This is a genomic window from Aeromonas sp. 602658, from assembly GCF_049173005.1.
GTDB classification, from domain to species: Bacteria; Pseudomonadota; Gammaproteobacteria; order Enterobacterales; family Aeromonadaceae; genus Aeromonas; species Aeromonas veronii_A.
The window spans coordinates 176,685-192,664 of record NZ_JAAKRF010000003.1 but is presented as its reverse complement, the minus strand read 5'-3'; the positions used below and the strand labels follow the sequence as shown (position 1 = coordinate 192,664).

General features: G+C 60.4%; 16 protein-coding genes. 3 read left to right on the top strand and 13 right to left on the bottom strand.

The genetic code is table 11. From position 1 onward, the window contains the following. Positions 1–212: 212 nt before the first annotated feature. A complete protein-coding gene (gltS, locus tag G5253_RS05505; protein ID WP_108614086.1) occupies positions 213–1,412 on the bottom strand; it encodes a sodium/glutamate symporter in 1,200 nt (399 codons plus the stop codon). A gap of 446 nt (positions 1,413–1,858) precedes the next feature. Between gltS and ansA the strand changes: the two genes are divergently transcribed. After that, positions 1,859–2,866, top strand: coding sequence for an asparaginase (gene ansA / locus G5253_RS05500; protein ID WP_005335195.1), 1,008 nt, complete (start codon positions 1,859–1,861; stop codon positions 2,864–2,866). Positions 2,867–3,001: 135 nt separating this feature from the next. On the opposite strand, the gene G5253_RS05495 is transcribed toward ansA, so the two are convergent. Both G5253_RS05495 and G5253_RS05490 read right to left on the bottom strand, forming a co-directional pair. Further along, positions 3,002–3,295: a YeaC family protein gene (locus G5253_RS05495; protein ID WP_005335194.1), complete on the bottom strand. Its 294-nt coding sequence runs from the start codon at positions 3,293–3,295 to the stop codon at positions 3,002–3,004. Between the two features lie 72 nt (positions 3,296–3,367). Beyond that, positions 3,368–4,801 (bottom strand): glyceraldehyde-3-phosphate dehydrogenase, encoded by a 1,434-nt coding sequence (locus G5253_RS05490; RefSeq protein ID WP_227342059.1) that lies wholly within the window; start codon positions 4,799–4,801, stop codon positions 3,368–3,370. A gap of 211 nt (positions 4,802–5,012) precedes the next feature. Here G5253_RS05490 and G5253_RS05485 point away from each other — a divergent pair, with 211 nt between their 5' ends. Further along, complete coding sequence (locus tag G5253_RS05485; protein WP_227342060.1) at positions 5,013–5,813, top strand: DUF2989 domain-containing protein; 801 nt, start codon at positions 5,013–5,015, stop codon at positions 5,811–5,813. A 7-nt stretch (positions 5,814–5,820) separates the two neighbouring features. Beyond that, a complete protein-coding gene (locus tag G5253_RS05480; protein WP_216953012.1) occupies positions 5,821–6,381 on the top strand; it encodes an NUDIX hydrolase in 561 nt (186 codons plus the stop codon). A 106-nt stretch (positions 6,382–6,487) separates the two neighbouring features. Here G5253_RS05480 and lipA read toward each other — a convergent pair whose 3' ends face one another. The 10 genes from lipA to rsfS all read right to left on the bottom strand — a co-directional run bounded on the left by lipA (position 6,488) and on the right by rsfS (position 15,943). Continuing rightward, the gene (gene lipA, locus G5253_RS05475) at positions 6,488–7,453 is read right to left on the bottom strand and encodes a lipoyl synthase (RefSeq protein WP_139740976.1); all 966 of its coding nucleotides are present in this window, start codon (positions 7,451–7,453) and stop codon (positions 6,488–6,490) included. Next, positions 7,450–8,127 (bottom strand): lipoyl(octanoyl) transferase LipB, encoded by a 678-nt coding sequence (lipB, locus tag G5253_RS05470; RefSeq protein ID WP_216953013.1) that lies wholly within the window; start codon positions 8,125–8,127, stop codon positions 7,450–7,452. Before lipB ends, lipA begins: the two co-directional genes overlap by 4 nt. Before the next feature lie 62 nt (positions 8,128–8,189). Further along, complete coding sequence (gene ybeD, locus G5253_RS05465; protein WP_005348100.1) at positions 8,190–8,453, bottom strand: DUF493 family protein YbeD; 264 nt, start codon at positions 8,451–8,453, stop codon at positions 8,190–8,192. 292 nt (positions 8,454–8,745) lie between these two features. Beyond that, the gene (locus G5253_RS05460; RefSeq protein ID WP_216953014.1) at positions 8,746–9,942 is read right to left on the bottom strand and encodes a D-alanyl-D-alanine carboxypeptidase family protein; all 1,197 of its coding nucleotides are present in this window, start codon (positions 9,940–9,942) and stop codon (positions 8,746–8,748) included. 184 nt (positions 9,943–10,126) lie between these two features. Further along, on the bottom strand, positions 10,127–11,107 hold the full coding sequence (locus G5253_RS05455; RefSeq protein WP_421172122.1) for a septal ring lytic transglycosylase RlpA family protein: 981 nt from the start codon (positions 11,105–11,107) through the stop codon (positions 10,127–10,129). Continuing rightward, positions 11,049–12,047 (bottom strand): lytic murein transglycosylase B, encoded by a 999-nt coding sequence (gene mltB, locus G5253_RS05450; protein ID WP_421172121.1) that lies wholly within the window; start codon positions 12,045–12,047, stop codon positions 11,049–11,051. The genes G5253_RS05455 and mltB overlap by 59 nt, the downstream gene beginning before the upstream one ends. After that, complete coding sequence (rodA, locus tag G5253_RS05445) at positions 12,047–13,150, bottom strand: rod shape-determining protein RodA (protein ID WP_005335170.1); 1,104 nt, start codon at positions 13,148–13,150, stop codon at positions 12,047–12,049. The genes mltB and rodA overlap by 1 nt, the downstream gene beginning before the upstream one ends. Continuing rightward, entirely contained in the window at positions 13,143–15,065 is a 1,923-nt protein-coding gene (gene mrdA / locus G5253_RS05440) for a penicillin-binding protein 2 (protein ID WP_421172120.1), read from the bottom strand. The genes rodA and mrdA overlap by 8 nt, the downstream gene beginning before the upstream one ends. A 49-nt stretch (positions 15,066–15,114) precedes the next feature. Then, positions 15,115–15,582 carry a 23S rRNA (pseudouridine(1915)-N(3))-methyltransferase RlmH gene (rlmH, locus tag G5253_RS05435; protein WP_005335166.1) on the bottom strand — a complete coding sequence of 156 codons (468 nt, stop codon included), beginning with the start codon at positions 15,580–15,582 and terminating at the stop codon, positions 15,115–15,117. 19 nt (positions 15,583–15,601) lie between these two features. Next, on the bottom strand, positions 15,602–15,943 hold the full coding sequence (gene rsfS / locus G5253_RS05430; protein ID WP_005335165.1) for a ribosome silencing factor: 342 nt from the start codon (positions 15,941–15,943) through the stop codon (positions 15,602–15,604). Between the last annotated feature and the right edge of the window lie 37 nt (positions 15,944–15,980).

Genomic DNA, 15,980 nt, shown 5'->3' with positions numbered 1-15,980 from the left:
TCCGGCTGAGATAAAAAAGCCCCGCCCTCTGTCGAGTGCGGGGCTTTTTGTTGTTCGGGGAAGTGCGGGATATAGGGATTCCGGGTTGCTCGCGGGTCACCCTGGTGGCGGATACGAGCCCCGGCTCTGCCTGCGTCACCTGGCGAGTCGATAACAAACAAAGAGCCCACCGAAAGGTGGGCTCTGATCATATACGTCTGACGGAAAGGGAATTACAGGAATGGCATCGCCATAAACAGCTTGATCACCATGGCGTTGATGATGTCGATAAAGAAGGCGCCTACCATGGGCACCACCAGAAACGCCAGGTGGGAGGGACCGAAGCGCTGGGTGATGGCCTGCATGTTGGCGATGGCGGTCGGGGTGGCCCCGAGGCCAAAGCCGCAGTGACCTGCCGCCAGCACGGCTGCATCATAGTTGCTGCCCATGACCCGGAAGGTGACGAAGATGGCGTAGAGCGCCATTGCCACGGTCTGGGCGGCCAGCAGAATGAAGATGGGCAGGGCCAGGCTGGCCAGATCCCACAATTTCAGGCTCATCAGTGCCATGGCGAGGAACAGCGACAGGCTGACGTTGCCCAGCAGGGAGACCTCGCGATCGCTCACCTCATGCCAGTTCAGCAGGGTCAGGACGTTGCGCAGCAGCACGCCGACAAACAGCACGCAGACAAAGATCGGCAGCTCGAAGGCGCCCCCTTTGAGAGAGGCCGAGAGCAGCTCGCCACCCTTGAGGCTGATGGCTATCAATGCCAGCGTTTCGATAACGCTGAAAGTGGTGAGGGGGCGCTCCATATCTGGCATTTCGAAGCCCTGGGGGGCCTCATCCTGATTGTGCTCCTCACCGGGCACCTGCACTTTCTTCACCAGATAGCGAGCCACCGGGCCACCGATCAGGCCGCCCAGCACCAGACCGAAGGTGGCGCAGGCGATGGCGAGTTCGGCAGCGGATTGCACGCCGTATTTCTCGGAGAAGGTGGCACTCCAGGCCGCCCCGGTGCCGTGGCCGCCGGAGAGAGTGATGGAGCCGGCCAGCAGCCCCATATGGGGATCCAGACCGAGCAGGGTCGCCAGACCGACACCCAGACTGTTCTGCACCAGCAGCAGGCCGGTGACCACCATCAGGAAGGTAACCACCGCCTTGCCGCCGCGTTTCAGGCTGGCGAGATCGGCGGAGAGACCGATGGAGGCGAAGAAGGCCAGCATCAGCGGGGTTTGCAGGCTGGTATCAAATTGCAGCTCCATCTGCAGGGTGGAGCGCAGCAGCAGCAGTACCAGCGCGACCACCAGGCCGCCGGCTACCGGTTTGGGGATGTTGAAGGTACGCAGCAGCCCGACTCGGGTAACCAACACCCGGCCAAGCAGCAATACCAGAGTGGCAGCGACCAGCGTTGCGTAGGAATCAAGTTGTAACATTCAGTACTCCCATGTTGATTGGCTGTGTCTTTCATAGCAAAAGACTTACAGATTCAGCCGGGATGAAAACAGTGTGGCTCATGCGCCAACAAAGAAGGGGAAACATCTCCCCGCCCCAGGAAAGATGGGGCTTGTGCGGGCCTGAAATGCTCAGGCATCCAGATGAGATTTTAGTAAAATCCGGCGGATTGTAGCAAAAAGCATCGTTTAATTCCATCTTTGTCGTATTAATGCTCGTTTTAGTGGTTTATTGTGACATTTAGCACTATGTAGGTAGAGGGCAGAAAAGCCGAAAAGGGTGCATGGAACGGCTGTCATTTGGGGCGCCAGTCTCTATAATTCGCCGGTTTCCGCTGCACGCAGAGGCGCTGGCGGGCGTTGACATTGTGGTTCACCCCGACATGGTTCATGTTCCGGCGGTGTTCACTTCATCAAGAGGAGAGGGTGTGAAGAAGTCTATCTACATTGCCTACACAGGCGGCACCATTGGGATGCAGCGTTCCGATCACGGCTACGTGCCGATGGCGGGCTTTATGGAAGACTGTCTGGCGCGGATGCCCGAGTTCCACCGCCCCGAGATGCCGGATTACCATATCCACGAATATGCGCCCCTCATCGACTCCTCCGACATGACCCCGGCGGATTGGCAGCGCATCGCCGAGGATATTCGCGACAACTACGAGAAATACGATGGTTTCGTGATCCTGCACGGCACCGACACCATGTCGTTCACCGCCTCGGCGCTCTCCTTCATGCTGGAAGATCTGCACAAGCCGGTCATCATCACCGGCTCCCAGATCCCGTTGGCCGAGTTGCGCTCCGACGGTCAGCAGAATCTGCTCAACGCCCTCTATATCGCGGCCAACTACCCGATCCACGAGGTGACGCTGTTCTTCAACAACCAGCTCTATCGCGGCAACCGCAGCAAGAAGGTGCATGCAGACGGCTTCCACGCCTTCGACTCCCCCAACTATCCGCCGCTGCTCAATGCCGGGATCGCCATCTCGCTGGAGGCGGGCGAGCTGGGCGTGCCCTCCGAGCGGCCGCTGGTGCTGCACGACATCACCCCCCAGCCCATCGGCGTGGTGACCCTCTATCCGGGGATCTCCAGCGAGGTGATCGCCAACATCCTGCAACAGCCGGTGAAGGCGCTGATCCTGCTGTCATTCGGGGTCGGCAATGCGCCGCAAAACCCGGCCATGCTGGCGCTGCTCTCCGAGGCTTCGGCCCGCGGCGTCATCATCGTCAACCTGAGCCAGTGCCTGCACGGCAAGGTCAATATGGGGGGCTATGCCACCGGCAACGCCCTGTCGCGGGCCGGGGTGATCTCGGGCTTTGACATGACCGCCGAGGCAGCACTCACCAAGCTGCACTTCCTGCTGAGTCAGGACTTGCCCTCCCACCGCATTCGCGAGTTGATGCAGCAGTCCCTGCGTGGGGAGCTGACTCCCTGATAACCCTCGCGGTCGGGGGCAATAAGCGCAGCGCATTGCACCGGTGACGAGGGGTGATAAGTTAGGAAAAAAGAGGGGAGCCATCATGGCTCCCGTCTCTGTTGTGGCCGCCGCGAGCGGCCTGCCGGGTCAGGTTCAGTGGTTGAGGTCGACCCGCACTATCTCTTCCTCATCGCGATACTGGCGCTTGAGCTCGCTCTTGCTCTTCATCACGATCTCGCCGTCGCGGCCGATGTTCATGTGCTCCGGGTTGTCGAGGTGCATCGCCTGCCAGGCCATCACGGCTTGCAGGGAGGTGGCCTTCTGCTCGTCGGTGAGGGGCTTGCCATCGGGCCACTTGCCCAGCTCGACTGCGGTCTTGAGCCGCTCGTACACCTCTTCGGGCATCTGCCTGATTGCTTGCAAAAACTCACCCTGTTGAAACGACATCCGGCCTTCTCCTTGAACTATTGAGCCATAAACTGCGGGATCTGACGGGTCATGCAGGTAGACTCTATCGGTCTATGCAGGCAGATCCTGGCGGACTACGCCAGCCATCTGCTCCATCACCCGCACTACCTGACAACTGTACCCGAACTCGTTGTCATACCATACGTAGAGCACACAGTGATCCCCCTCGGCGATGGTCGCCTGGGAGTCGACGATGCCCGCATAGCGGGAACCCACCATGTCGGAGGAGACCAGTTCGGTGCTGGCGCTGAAGTCGATCTGGCGATGGAGCTCCGAGCTTAGCGCAATCTGCTGCAGATAGGCGTTGAGGCTCTCCCGATCGGTGGCCTGCTCCAGCGACAGGTTGATGATGGCCAGCGAGACATTGGGTGTGGGCACCCGGATGGCGTTGCCGGTCAGCTTGCCCTTGAGTTCCGGCAGCGCCTTGGTCACCGCCTTGGCGGCGCCGGTGCTGGTCATCACCATATTGAGGGCCGCGCTGCGACCGCGCCGCTCCCCCTTGTGATAGTTGTCGATGAGGTTCTGATCGTTGGTGTAGGAGTGGACCGTCTCCACGTGGCCGTGGCGGATGCCGTACTGCTCCTGCATCACCTTGAGCACCGGGGTGATGGCGTTGGTGGTGCAGGAGGCGGCGGAGATGATCTTGTCATCCGGGCCTATCACCTCATGGTTGACCCCGAACACCACGTTCTTCATCTCCCCCTTGCCGGGGGCGGTCAGCAGCACCTTGCCAGCACCGCGCGCTTTCAGGTGCTCGGAGAGGCCAGCCTCATCGCGCCAGACCCCGGTGTTGTCGACGATCAGCGCATCGTGAATGCCGTAAGCTGTGTAGTCGATGTCAGCCGGGCTATTGGCGTAGATCACCTGAATGAAGGTGCCGTTGGCGATGATGGCGCTGCGCTCCACATCCACCTCGATGGAGCCATTGAAGGGACCGTGTACCGAGTCGCGGCGCAGCAGGCTGGCGCGTTTTTCCAGATCCCCGTCGCGACCACCGCGTACCACGATGGCGCGCAGGCGCAGCGGATTGGCGGCGCCGGTACGCTCGATCAGCAGGCGGGCCAGCAGGCGGCCGATACGGCCAAAGCCGTAGAGCACCACGTCGGTCGGCTGCGGCATCTGGTTGCGGCCAAGGGCCGGTGCCAGTCGCGCTTGCAGATAGTCCTCGATCCCCGCCTCATCCTGATGATCCTGCCAGTAGCCGACTGCCAGCTTGCCAAGGTCTACCTCGGCAGCGGTGGGTTTGAGGGCAACGATGGCCTGAAGCAGGGGGAAGCTTTGCTGGATGGGGAGGGGAGCGCCCTGGTGGCGGCGGACGACCCGGTGGGCCTTGAGGATATCGATGGTGGAGGCGTTTTGCAGTGGGCGGCCGTAGAGGGTGATCTCGACCCCTTGTTGTCGGTAGAGGCGACCAATCAAGGGTTGCATGGCTTCGGCGAGCTCCTGGCTCTCCTGCCACGCTTGCAAGTAGTGCTCGTGGGTCATTGACCAGATCCTTTATTTCACGTTGTTGGTGTAAATAGAAAATTCGTCGAATGCAGATCAGTGTAGGGGTCTATATTTCGTTATATTATTCTGCAATCGCGGCCTTATATGGCGCGCGCATTGTAATGGATATGTAACCGGTTTGCTAGCCGGTGGTGGCCGACAGAGGCTTCATTTGTTACCAACCCGCGTTACCAACAAGATGTGAATCATGGCCAATTTCCCCCTGCGACAGACCTTCATCATGCTTTCAGTCGGCCTTGCCGTAGCTGGCTGCAATGACGATCGGATCCACAATATCTGCAGCAACCATGCCGAGCTCTGTCAGGATCTGGTGGACGATGGCTGGTGTCGCTACGAGCGTACCGATGTGATCCGCAGCCGCTTCTATCTCAAGGAGGAGGGAACGGATCGGCGCAAGTACGAGCTGATGCGCAACCTTGAGCGCTATCTTAAGTGTGCCGAGCGCTCTACCAACATCGAGTATAAGAATGCCCGCGAGCAGAAGAGCCCACGGGTGGAGGGGATGCTGGCGGCTGGCGAACAGTTGGCCCAGCTCGATGTGGCCACCCGCAACTCGCAGGATCCCTACTTGCTGCTCTGGCACTGGACCAACAACACCAACGAGCTGGCCCGTCAGCAGTTTATGGCGCTGGAAGGTAACAAGGTGCTCGACGAACCGGAACTTCAGCTGGCCCTTGGCGGAGCCTACGCCAAGAGCGACCCCGAGAAAGCTATTTCCATCATGCATCACGGCCTCTCCCTCTATCGGGAAGGTGACAAGATAAACAGCCGCCTGCTCACCTCCCTCAGCACCCTCTATATGGGCCAGAAGCAGTACGGGCTGGCCTATCTGTGGGGCAAGGTGAGTGAGTCTTTTCAGGATGCGCCAGAGGTCTCTGCCAGGCGTTTTGGTATTTATCACACCCTGAGCAAAACAGATCAGGATGCCTACGACGTGCGAGCGGCTGAAATAGTCGATCAACTGAAACATGGCAGCTATCGGCACTGAGGCTCTGATGATTGCACTATCCCCGGCCAGCTGCTGGCCCGCACCTTTTTCCCTCTCGTTTGTCCATGGCGAGGTGATCACCGATGGCCATACCCTGGAACGCCTTACGGTACGTGCCGTAGTACTCCGTGGCGACGAGTTGCTGCTGGTCCACTCCCGGGTCAACGGTGATCTGATGTTTCCTGGCGGCGGCGTTGAAGCGGGGGAAAACCACCATGTGGCGCTGGCCCGCGAGCTGAAGGAGGAGTGCGGTGCCGAGTTGCTGGAAGTAGGGACCCTGCTTGGCGAGACCCGGGAATACCGCGCCGCCCGCGAGCCGGGGTTCGATGCCTACTGCATCCGCTCGCTCTACTACTTGTGCCGGATTGGTGATCAACTGGTGGAGCCACAGCCACAGCCCTACGAGATCCGCCTTGGCTTCGTGCCCGGCTGGTTTGCCCTCGACGAAGCGCTGCAGACCAACAAGACCCAGCTGGCGGGGCCCTGTCCCCAGTGGACGGCGCGAGAGACCCGGGTGCTGGCCCAGTTGCAACGCTGGCATCAGCAGGGGGTCTTCGACCACGGCTGATGAGTAGATCAAGCTGCAACGGTCAGTGACACCAACAGAAAGAGCGCCAATAGGCGCTCTTTTTCATTGCGAGGGTGGCGGTTACTGGCCGCTCTATCGTGCGAGGTTACTTGACCTCTTCGCCCTTGGCTTGCAGATCCGCGTGATAGGAGGAGCGCACGAAAGGACCGCAGGCGGCGTGGGTAAAGCCCAGCTCCATGGCGACATCTTTCAGCTCGTCAAACTCTGCTGGCGGCACGTAGCGCTTGACCGGCAGGTGGTGGCGGCTTGGCTGCAGATACTGACCCAGGGTCAGCATGTTGACGCCGTGAGCGCGTAGATCCTTGAGCACCTCGACGATCTCTTCGTTGGTCTCGCCAAGGCCCATCATCAGACCGGACTTGGTCGGTACATGGGGGTGCATCTCCTTGATACGGCGCAGCAGCTCCAGCGACCACTTGTAGTCGGCACCCGGGCGAGCGACGCGATACATGCGCGGCGCAGTTTCCAGGTTGTGGTTGAAGACGTCCGGCGGCGTTTCGCGGAACACCTCAAGGGCCTGCTCCATCCGGCCACGGAAGTCCGGGGTCAGGATCTCGATGCGGGTCTGCGGGCTGTGCTCGCGGATCTCGCGGATGCAGTCGGCGAAGTGCTGGGCACCGCCGTCGCGCAGATCGTCGCGGTCCACCGAGGTGATCACCACATACTTGAGGTTCATCTCCTTGATGGTGAGCGCCAGCTTCTTCGGTTCTTCCGGATCGAGTGCCAGCGGGCGGCCGTGGGCCACGTCGCAGAAGGGGCAGCGACGGGTGCAGATCGCGCCCATGATCATGAAGGTGGCCGTGCCGTGGTTGAAACACTCCGCCAGGTTGGGGCAGGAAGCCTCTTCACAGACCGAGTGCAGCTTGTTCTTGCGCAAGGTGCTCTTGATGTGTTCGATCTTCTGGCTGGAAGGGGGGAGTTTGATCCGCATCCAGTCCGGCTTGCGAAGGATTTCTTCGTTGGGATCCGGCATGAATTTCACCGGGATCAGGGCCATCTTGTCGCCATCGCGCAGCTTGACGCCCGGCTCCATACGAACGGGTTTGCTCATGATTCACTCTCGGTGTTTGTTATTGTCTGATAGCCAATCAGGCTGGCCAGTTCGGCCACCAGAATGGATTGCGCCTCGGCCACGCTCTGCGGGCCGCCCAGGGCGCTGGTCTGGGTCATGGCCATGCCCGCATAGCCGCACGGATTGATGTGCAGGAAGGGGGTCATGTCCATGTTGATGTTGAGGGCCAGCCCGTGGAACGAGCAACCCTTGCGGATGCGCAGTCCCAGCGAGGCCAGTTTGGCCTCCATGCCAAGGTCATTTTTCACATAGACCCCGGGGGCATCTGCCTTGGCATAGGCCTGGATATTGCTTTTGGCCAGGGTGTTGATGATGGCTGTTTCCAGCGCGGTCACCAGCTCGCGCACCGAGAATTTGCAGCGGCGGACATCCACCAGGACGTAGAGCACCAGCTGGCCCGGGCCGTGATAGGTCACCTGACCGCCGCGATCGCTCTGCACCACCGGGATATTGCCCGGATTGAGCAGGTGTTCGGCCTTGCCGGCCTGGCCCTGGGTGTAGACGGGGTCATGTTCGACCACCCAGAACTCGTCCGGGGTGTCGCTGGTGCGGTTGTCGGTGAAGGCTTTCATGGCGTCCCATACCGGCTGGTAGGGGCGGCGACCCAGCTGCCTGACTATCAGGCTGTGCTGAGCGGGGATCTGGGATGACATGGTGTCCTCGTGGCGTGCTGCGGCCAAAAACAGTCGCCCCGCAGAACGGGGCGAGAGAGAAATTACAGTACGTATTTCACCAGCTCGATCTTGCCAAGCGCAGTGTACATCGCTTCGATGTGCTCTTTGCTCTGGGCAGTCACGGTCACGCGAACCGAGTGATAGTTGCCCTTGGAGCTGGGCTGGACGGTCGGGCTGTAGGTGCCCGGAGCATGCTGCTGCAGCACTTCAACCACCATATCCGGCAACGCAGGATCCGCGATGCCGAGTACCTTGAACGGGAATTTGCAGGGAAACTCCAGCAGTTCATCAAACTTGGTATTCATTTACTCACCTTTTTCGTCATCAGCATGATGACTTCATCTTGGATGGCTAGTGGCCGATGGCCCGTGGAGGCCGCCATTTCAAGTCTGTATGGGTGCGGCTAAACCCTATATGGGCGCCGCACACTCCGGGATCAAGGCCGGGAGCGGTCAGACAAGGATGGAAGTGCTGCTTTTTACCACAAATCAGGGTAAGGCGGAACCTGCAGTTTACAGGGTTATTCACTGCCATTGTCCGGCGCAGACAGCAGCGGCGCCTGTTGGCGCCGCTGTTTGGTGAGGATTGTGCGTCGGATTACTTGAACCAGCTGGTGACCAGCAGTACCAGGTAGTCCCACAGACGGCTCATCAAGCCACCTTCCTGCACCTCTTCCAGGGCGACCAGCGGTACCTGCTTGATCTCTTTGTCACCCTGCTTCAGGAACACGGTACCAACGCGTTGACCCTTGGCCAACGGGGCTTTCAGCTCGCTGTCGAGCTGGAAGTCTGCCTTGAGGTTGTTGCCCTGACCGCGGGTGACCAGCACGGAGACATCCTTGTCGACGCCCAGTTTCACTTCAGATTTGTCGCCCATCCAGATCTTCTGGGTGACCAGCTCTGTGCCTGCCTTGTACGGAGTCAGGCTCTGGAAGAAGCGGAAGCCGTAGGTGAGCAGTTTCTTGCTCTCGGCGGCGCGGGAGGCTTCGCTGCTGGCGCCCAGTACCACGGCGATCAGGCGCATGCCTTCGTTGTTGGTGGCAGAGGAGACCAGGTTATAGCCGACCTGGCTGACGTGGCCGGTCTTGATGCCATCCACTTGCAGGGATTGATCCCACAGCAGGCGGTTGCGGTTGTGCTGGGTGATACCGTTGAAGACGAAGGATTTCTGGGAGTAGATCTTGTACTCCTCCGGCTGATCATGGATCAGTGCCTGACCCAGGCGGGCCATATCACGGGCTGTACTGTAGTGACCCTCTTCATCCAGACCGTGGGGGTTCTTGAACTGGGTGTCCTTCATGCCGAGCTTGGCGGCCCAGGCATTCATCAGGCTGGCGAAGGAGTCGGTACTGCCGGCCAGATGTTCGGCCATGGCGACGCAGGCATCGTTGCCGGACTGGATGATGATGCCCTTGTTCAGGTCATCGACAGAGACCTGCTTGCCCACCTCGATGAACATCTTGGAGGAGTCTGAGTAGTTCTTGGACCAGGCGTTCTGGCTGATGGTCACCATGTCGGTGCCCTTGATGTTCCCCTTGTGCAGCTCGTCGCCAACGATGTAGGAGGTCATCATCTTGGTCAGGCTGGCAGGGGGCAGACGCTCGTCGGCGTTCTGCTCGGCCAGCACCTGACCGGAGTAGTAGTCGATCAGGATATGGGCCTTGGCGGAGATCTCCGGCGCGGCGGGAACCACCACTGGGTTGGCGTTCGGCGTGGGTGTCGGCACCGGCGTATTGGCCTGAGCGGTTACGCTGATCAGTGAGGCCAGAAGAACTGAACGGGCAAATTTGGACATCTTGAAATTCCTGCGAGCCAGATGGGGATAAAATGCGGGCCTAACTATACCAGATGCGCCCGCAGGTTATAGTCCGACATGGCGATCATGACTGGTTTTTTATCCATCAATCCCTGCCATCACGCCATAAAGCGACGTGATGGCGGGGCCGGGAGATTGGTCACCACCGCTGTCAGAGGAGGGATCAGGGCACGATAAAGGCCTGTTCCAGTCCCCCTTGCCGTACTTTTTCCAGCAGTACGGCTTGTTTATCCGCCTCCACCGGGCCAATCAGCACCCGGAAAATGGCGCCATGAGCATCGATCCGGTAGGGCACGCCGTAACGCTGGGTCATCACCTTGCCCATCGCCTCGGCCCGATCCCGGGAGCCGCTGGCCAGTACCTGGATCATCTTGCCATCACCACTGCTGGCAGGAGCTGCGGTCTTGGCGGGAGCTGGCTTGACAGGTGCCGCTTTGGCGGGCGTGGTCGCGGGCGCCTTGACGGGAGCGGGTTCGGCAGCGGGAGTGGCCATCGCCAGTGCGGTTGGTTCACCCAGGAAGCCATCTTGCGACAGCGTGTTGGAGGCCGCAGCCGGAGTGGTCGGAGTCATTTCGATGGGCTTCATCGGTTCCATGATCACCATCTGATCCGGGGTGTCGCTGATCAGCTCCAGCCGTACTCGGGCCTCACCGCTGTCGACCATCTCCAGCTGCTTGGCTGCTGCGTAGGAGAGGTCGATCAGGCGCGGGCTGTTGAATGGACCGCGATCGTTGACCCGCACTATGGTCTCCAGCCCGTTGTCCAGATTGGTGACCCTCACATAGCTCGGGATGGGCAGGTTGCGGTGGGCGGCACTGAACAGCTTGCTGTCCAGCACATCGCCGTTGGCGGTCTTCTGGCCGTCCAGATCCGGCGACAGCCAGCTGGCGGTGCCCTCTTCGCTGTAGTGTTTGATGTCGCGCCACACCTCGTGCTTCTGCTTGCCGATCCAGTAGTCCCGGTTGCCGCTGGCACTCAGGGGCTCGGGGCGCGGAATGGCGCCGGTGGCTTGCGGGATCTCGATAACGGGTGGCTTGCTGACCGGTGCTTGCGGCTTTACGGGGGCGCTCTGTTCCGGCTGGCTGCTACAGGCGGCCAGCAACAAGCTCAGGCTGAGCGGGAGGAGTTTGTGACGAAGATGCATACGCTTCCTGAATGGCTTGGCTAAGTTGATACACCGCCATCGCATAGAGTGGGCTGCGATTGTAACGGGTGATCACATAAAAGTTATGCCGTGCGACCCAGTATTCCGGTCCATCGGCTTGGGCAAACGCCAGCAACTTGACCGGCGTCTGTGGGGCCAGCGGCGTGGCGAGCTCAATCCCTGCCGCCGCCAGTTCTGACCACTGTTGTGTTAACTCGGGCTCAGGCCTGAGTAGAGGTTCGACTGCCATCAACCCGATCTGGGCCGGTTCCACCACGGATTCGCCCCAGCGCCACTGGTGGCTGGCAAAATAGTTGGCCACGCTGCCGATGGCATCGACCGGGTTGGCAAACAGATCCCGCTTGCCATCCCCGTCAAAGTCGACGGCGTAGTGGCGGTAGCTGGAGGGCATGAACTGCCCCATCCCCATGGCGCCGGCATAGGAGCCCTTGAGGGCATCGAGTTGCCACCCTTCCTCTTTGGCCAGCACCACCAGCTGGGCAAACTCCTTGGCAAAGAAGTCCGCCCGCTCCGGGTAGTGAAATCCAAGGGTGTAGAGGCTATCGAGCACCGGATGGCGGCCCATCTGGCGACCGTAGAAGGTCTCGACCCCTATGATGGCCACGATGAGCGAGGCGGGCACCCGATAGGTCAGCTCCGCGCGGGCCAGCGTCTCGGCATGTTGTTGCCAGAACTGCTGGCCATCACGGATCCGATCCGGGGTAACAAACAGCGGCCGGTAGCGATGCCAGGGCTTGGCCTCCCACGGCTTGCTGATGGTGTCGAGCACCTCCTGCCGTAATTGGGCTCGGGCGACGGCCGCTTGCAGCTCCGCCAGCGGCACCTGCTGCTGGTCGGCGAGCAGGGCCAACCGATCCGGCGCCACGGCGGCGGTCGCCATCGTGGTGGCGAGCGAGAGCAGCAATCCAACCCGTCTCATCAGGCGAGCAGTCTTCTATGAGTCTGGATTGACATCAGTATGCCAAAGCCGGCCATCAGGGTCACCATGGAGGTGCCGCCATAGCTCACCAGCGGCAGGGGAACCCCCACCACCGGCAGGATGCCGCTCACCATGCCCATGTTGACGAACACATAGACGAAGAAGGTGAGAGTGATGGCGCCGCCCAGCAGTCGCTCGAAGCTGTTCTGGGCCTGCATCGAGATAAACAGACAGCGGCTGATGACGTAGAGGTAGAGCACCAGCAGCAGGGCAACCCCCACCAGACCAAACTCCTCGCTAAATACCGCGAAGATGAAGTCGGTGTGGCGCTCTGGCAAGAACTCCAGCTGGGACTGGGTCCCTTGCAGCCACCCCTTGCCGAAGACGCCACCGGAGCCGATGGCAATCTTGGACTGGATGATGTGGTAGCCGCGGCCGAGCGGGTCTTTCTCCGGGTCGAGCAGCATCAGCACCCGCTGGCGCTGGTAGTCGTGCATCAGGAAGAACCAGAGCACCGGCATAAAGGCCAGCATCAGTAGAACCGCCAAGCCGATCAGCCACCAGCTGAGCCCCGCCAGAAAGATCACGAAGAAGCCGGAGGCGGCCACCAGAATGGAGGTGCCAAGGTCCGGCTGGGCGGCGATCAGCAGGGTGGGCAGCAGCACCATGATGAGGGCGATCACCACATGGCTGAACTTGGGTGGCAGCGAGTGGCGACTGAGCCAGGCCGCCACCATGATCGGCATGGAAAGCTTCATCACCTCGGAGGGCTGGAACTTCATAAAGCCCAGATCGAGCCAGCGCTGGGCCCCCTTGCCGATGTGGCCAAACACGTCCACCGCAATCAGCATCAGCACCACCACGGCGAACAGCGGCACCGACCAGCGGGCGTAGAGGGAGGGGGGCAGCTGGGCTAGGCCGATCATTAGGGCAAAGGCGAGACCGCCGCGCACCAGCTGGCGCACGATGGAGTCCATATCCTGACCGGAGGCGGAGTAGAGCACCACCATGGAGAGGGTCATCACGGCCAGCAGACCGAGCAGCAGGGGCAAGTCGATATGCAGCTTGTACCAGATGCTCTGCTGGCGGGCAGAATTACTCATTGGGAGCGACCTCACTCGGTTGGGACGGCTTTTCCGGTGCCGGTGGCAGTTGCGGATCAGGGGGCAGCAGATAGGCATCCAGCATCTGGCGTGCAATGGGCGATGCAGCTCGACCACCACCACCTCCGATGGAGTTTTCCAGTACCAGAGCTACCACCGCTTTGGGTGCCTCGAAGGGGGCATAAGCAACGAACAAAGCGTTATCGCGATGCTCTGCCTTGACCGTCTTGATGTTGTAAACCTGATTTTCCTTCAAACCGACTACCTGGGCTGTGCCCGATTTGCCGCCTGAGGAGTAAGGCGCCTTGGCAAACGAGTGACGGCCACTGCCTTCACTGCCATGGTTGACTCGCCACATCCCATCCTGCGCCACTTTCCAGAAGCTGTCGTTCTTGAGCTTGAGGGCGATATTGGGGTTGATGGGGGCATCGACTACCCCCGCCTGGGAGGCTGTGCTCTTGAGCAGGTGCGGGGTGACGTCGTGACCATTCTGGGTCAGGATGCTGATCGCCTTGGCCAGTTGGAGCGGGGTGGCGCTCCAGTAGCCCTGACCGATACCGACCGAGATGGTGTCACCCTGATACCAGGGCTGGCGCCAACGGGCCATTTTCCAGTCACGGGACGGCATGACACCCTTGGTCTCTTCATAGAGATCGACCCCGGTGTACTGACCGAAGCCGAACTTGGTCATATAGCTGTGGATCTTGTCGATGCCGACCCGATAGGCGAGATCGTAGAAGTAGGTATCTGCCGAGACCTCGATGGCGCGATAGACGTCGAGCCAGCCATGACCCCAGCGGCGCCAGTCGCGAAACTTCTTGGTGGTACCGGGAATGGAGAAGCTCGGGCCGCCGAAATAGCGGTAGCCCGGGGTGATGGCCCCCTCGTTGAGACCCATGATGGACATCATGGGCTTGACGGTGGAGGCAGGGGCATAAATGCCCTGAGTGGTGCGGTTCACCAGCGGCCGTGCCGGATCGTTGAGCAGTGCCGAGTAGTTGGCGCTGGATATGCCTGTCACGAACAGGTTGGGGTCATAACTCGGGCTCGACTCCAGCGCCAGGATGGCACCGGTTTTCGGGTTCATCATCACGATGGCACCACGCTGGCCGGCCAGCAGTTGCTGGGCCTTGAGCTGCATCCGGACGTCGATATTGAGGTAGATATCCTTGCCCGGAACCGGAGGCTGGAACTTGAGGGTGCGGACAATCCGGCCGCGGTTGTTGACCTCGACCTCCTGATAACCCGCCACCCCGTGCAGCTCATCCTCGTAATACTTCTCCACCCCCTGCTTGCCGATATCCTTGGTGGCGGCATAGTTGGCGAGTTTGTCCTCTTTTTCGAGACGCTCCACGTCGCGGGTGTTGATCTTGGCCACATAACCCAGCGCATGGGTCAGGGTGTCGCCAAACGGGTAGTAGCGCTTGAGGTAAGCCTCGATACTGGCTCCCGGATAGTTGTGCTGGTTGACCGAGAAGAGTGCCACCTGATATTCGGTCAGCTTTTCGTAGAGAGGGACCGGCTTGAAGCGACGTTGGCGTTTCACCTCGGTCAGAAACTTCTCTTTGGTGCCTTCCGGCAGACCCAGCAGGGTGATCAGCTGATCAGCGGTTTTTTCAAGATCCCTAGTCTCTTCCGGGACGATTTCCAGACTGTAGACAGGGCGGTTCTCCGCCAGCAGCACGCCGTTGGTGTCGTAGATGAGACCCCGGGGTGGCGCCACCGGCACTACACGGATGCGGTTGGAGTTGGAACGCGTCTGGTAGGTGTCGTAGGACTCGACCTGCAGATAATAGAGATTGCCCAGCAGCACCAGCATCAGCACGACGATGCCGATGTAGGCTACCAGGGTGCGCCGGAAGAACAGATTGCCCTCGGCACTGTGATCGCGCATTTCGATGCGTTGTTTCAGCATGCCTTTACCTCGGGTTTGTGGGGGGCAATAACAGCAGGAGCGGCATGGTTCACTCTCTGTGATAAGGGTGATTGGTCGTTATGCTCCAGGCACGGTAGAGGCTCTCTGCCACCAGCACCCGCACCAGCGGATGGGGCAGGGTGAGCGGTGACAGTGACCAGCTCTGTTCGGCTGCAGCCTTGCACTCGGGGGACAAGCCTTCCGGCCCGCCTACCAGCAGCGCGACATCGCGGCCATCGAGTTTCCACGCCTCCAGCTGGGTAGCCAACTGCTCCGTGGTCCAGGGCTTGCCCGGAATGTCGAGGGTGACGATGCGCGAGCGCCCCGCAGCCGCCAGCATGGCTTCCCCTTCCTTCTGCAGGATGCGCGGAATGTCGGCATTTTTGCCCCGTTTGCCTGCGCCAATCTCGACGAGTTCAAATGGCATGTCTTTGGGGAAGCGGCGACGATACTCTTCGAAGCCATGCTCTACCCAGGCGGGCATCTTGGTGCCCACCGCAATCAACTGGATCTTCATGGTCGTTACACTTGTGCTCTTATTGCGTATTCATTTGAGCGGCACCGCTCCACAGCTTTTCCAGTTGGTAGAAGTCACGGTGTTCATCCTGCATCACATGCACGATCACCGAGCCCATATCTACCAGCACCCATTCACCGCTCAGTTGCCCTTCCACGCTCAGTAGATCCAGACCCGCGTGGCGGGCCTCGCTGGCCAGATGGTGGGCAATGGCGCTGACGTGACGACTGGAGTTGCCGGAACAGATGATCATGGTGTCAGTAATGCTGGATTTGCCGCGTACATCGAGGGTGATGATGTCGCGGCCTTTCATGTCATCGATCTTGTCGATGATAAAGGCATGCAATTCTTGGCCTTGCAATGAGTCTCTCCTGTATTCCGGCGCGCAGCGTTTGCGT

Excerpts from the sequence above, each read along its gene's own strand:
- gltS (WP_108614086.1), bottom strand. The coding sequence starts at position 1,412 with ATGTTACAACTTGATTCCTACGCAACGCTGGTCGCTGCCACTCTGGTA.
- G5253_RS05495 (WP_005335194.1), bottom strand. The coding sequence starts at position 3,295 with ATGTCGTTTCAACAGGGTGAGTTTTTGCAAGCAATCAGGCAGATGCCC.
- G5253_RS05490 (WP_227342059.1), bottom strand. The coding sequence starts at position 4,801 with ATGACCCACGAGCACTACTTGCAAGCGTGGCAGGAGAGCCAGGAGCTC.
- G5253_RS05485 (WP_227342060.1), top strand. The coding sequence starts at position 5,013 with ATGGCCAATTTCCCCCTGCGACAGACCTTCATCATGCTTTCAGTCGGC.
- G5253_RS05480 (WP_216953012.1), top strand. The coding sequence starts at position 5,821 with ATGATTGCACTATCCCCGGCCAGCTGCTGGCCCGCACCTTTTTCCCTC.
- lipA (WP_139740976.1), bottom strand. The coding sequence starts at position 7,453 with ATGAGCAAACCCGTTCGTATGGAGCCGGGCGTCAAGCTGCGCGATGGC.
- lipB (WP_216953013.1), bottom strand. The coding sequence starts at position 8,127 with ATGTCATCCCAGATCCCCGCTCAGCACAGCCTGATAGTCAGGCAGCTG.
- ybeD (WP_005348100.1), bottom strand. The coding sequence starts at position 8,453 with ATGAATACCAAGTTTGATGAACTGCTGGAGTTTCCCTGCAAATTCCCG.
- G5253_RS05460 (WP_216953014.1), bottom strand. The coding sequence starts at position 9,942 with ATGTCCAAATTTGCCCGTTCAGTTCTTCTGGCCTCACTGATCAGCGTA.
- G5253_RS05455 (WP_421172122.1), bottom strand. The coding sequence starts at position 11,107 with ATGCATCTTCGTCACAAACTCCTCCCGCTCAGCCTGAGCTTGTTGCTG.
- mltB (WP_421172121.1), bottom strand. The coding sequence starts at position 12,047 with ATGAGACGGGTTGGATTGCTGCTCTCGCTCGCCACCACGATGGCGACC.
- rodA (WP_005335170.1), bottom strand. The coding sequence starts at position 13,150 with ATGAGTAATTCTGCCCGCCAGCAGAGCATCTGGTACAAGCTGCATATC.
- mrdA (WP_421172120.1), bottom strand. The coding sequence starts at position 15,065 with ATGCTGAAACAACGCATCGAAATGCGCGATCACAGTGCCGAGGGCAAT.
- rlmH (WP_005335166.1), bottom strand. The coding sequence starts at position 15,582 with ATGAAGATCCAGTTGATTGCGGTGGGCACCAAGATGCCCGCCTGGGTA.